A 1,654-nucleotide genomic window follows, 5' to 3' on the forward strand; every position below is an offset into this window, starting at 1 on the left:
TGTATGTGTCAAGTTATTCTCGGAAACCTTATCTAGAAATGCAAAAACGCTGTTTTTGTAGTGATTGTTTATAGATTTTCAGTTTCTGTCATACCCTATCTCGCTTTTCAAGCTTCAATAGGGTATGACAGACGCTTTTTATTTGAATAATCTCGCTAATTTCCCCATAGGACTTGATGACGAACCATAATTAGCGATTTTACCCAGCTTCACACCAATCGACGGACGATGCTTCCTCTTCTTCAAGGCCGCTCTTAAAGCCCCTTTAAATTCTGGTTCAAACGGTGTGGAGAGTTCAGGTAACTGATCTGTCAAGGATTTGAGAAACGTGCCATTTTTCCGTGCAGATATAATCGCCGCCACATTGCCAGCGCCTTTAGCTGAAAAACCTCGTCCCTGTCGTTTCATACGGTAACTATAAGGGCGATGATTACTTTCGCACACACCAATTCCTTTAGTTATGGGTAACGCTCTCATACTCAATGGTTTAAGGCTCTCCCAGTTTCTATTGAGGTAGGCTCTTAATTTTCTGAGTTCTTCTTGGTACTCTTTTGCTTTTAGATCCTTTGGATCAATGCGACTTTCAGCTGTAGTCAGAATCGTTTCTACGAGAGGTTGATTATATAAACGGACGGCTTTTCGCATTCTCTTTTCCATTTCTTTATCAAAATACAGACGTTGCTTAATTTTTTCATTGACGTGATAAGCGTCTCTAAAGTGTTCATGTTTTGCGCATTTTCCTATAATTTGGTGAAATGTGTCTTTCCCATACCCGCTGCCACCATCACTGTTGGAGATCACAATCGTTTCTCGTATGTCGTAGATACTTTCTAGCCAGAGACTGGCTCGTTTAAAAGCCTCTTGGCTTGATACGGTACTTTCAAACATCCTTGATTCTTTAAGAACGGGTCTCTTTTGTTTTCCAACGTATTCAACGCCTTCATGAAACTGAACACGGTGAAGCTCAGGACGCTTCGTTTCTCTGCCTCTCGTAAGCATCAACCCGTCGCCCTCAATAAACAAAACAGGGACTTTCTTCTTATCCTTAATAGGCGTTTCATCTTGAAGTGGAGCTGTTTCTGTCCATTCTTGAATCGTTTCTCCTACCTTTTGAGTCAGCGTATGAATGGTCGTGTGACTCAATGAAAACGATGTAAGCAGATCAATGGCTTCTTCTGCTTTTCGATACGTTCCATCTGAAGCGAGTTGTGCTGCTTTCATTTCTACCAGCGGAGAATTGCGGATGCGTGCCTTTAAGCCAATGGCTTTATCAAAAGGAATGATACTTTTCTCGCCTTTTTTTCGCATACGATGTCGTTTAAAAGCCATTGTTCCAAAGGTAAACTGAAGCGTACGGTCAGGGATACTATCAATCTCATAGCCTTTTTCTTTATAATCATAAAGAAGTTCTAAATCAATTTGTTTAAAAGCAGCTGCTAAAAGGTGTTGGGTGACGTTTTGAAAGACGGTTTCCAGTGCCAACTCTGCTTCTAAAAGTGTAGAAGAATCCTTTAAAGTGTGAATGATTTCTGTTATAATTTGATTCATAAGAAGGCCCCTTTTCTAGCGTTGTCGTTATCTCTAGATTAAGGGTCTTCTTTCTTTTTGTCTAGGGTTATTATTTTCCCTCTCCGACATTAATTTTACACATAGT

1 protein-coding gene is annotated in these 1,654 nt (G+C 40.3%); it reads right to left on the minus strand.

Translation table 11 applies throughout. The features are described 5' to 3' along the window. Positions 1-138: 138 nt before the first annotated feature. Positions 139-1,548 (minus strand): ISLre2 family transposase, encoded by a 1,410-nt coding sequence (locus C3945_RS11635; protein ID WP_161879815.1) that lies wholly within the window; start codon positions 1,546-1,548, stop codon positions 139-141. Positions 1,549-1,654 lie beyond the last annotated feature (106 nt).

The organism is Alkalibacterium sp. MB6 (genome assembly GCF_009935905.1).
GTDB lineage: Bacteria > Bacillota > Bacilli > Lactobacillales > Carnobacteriaceae_A > Alkalibacterium.

Excerpts from the sequence above, each read along its gene's own strand:
- C3945_RS11635 (WP_161879815.1), bottom strand. The coding sequence starts at position 1,548 with ATGAATCAAATTATAACAGAAATCATTCACACTTTAAAGGATTCTTCT.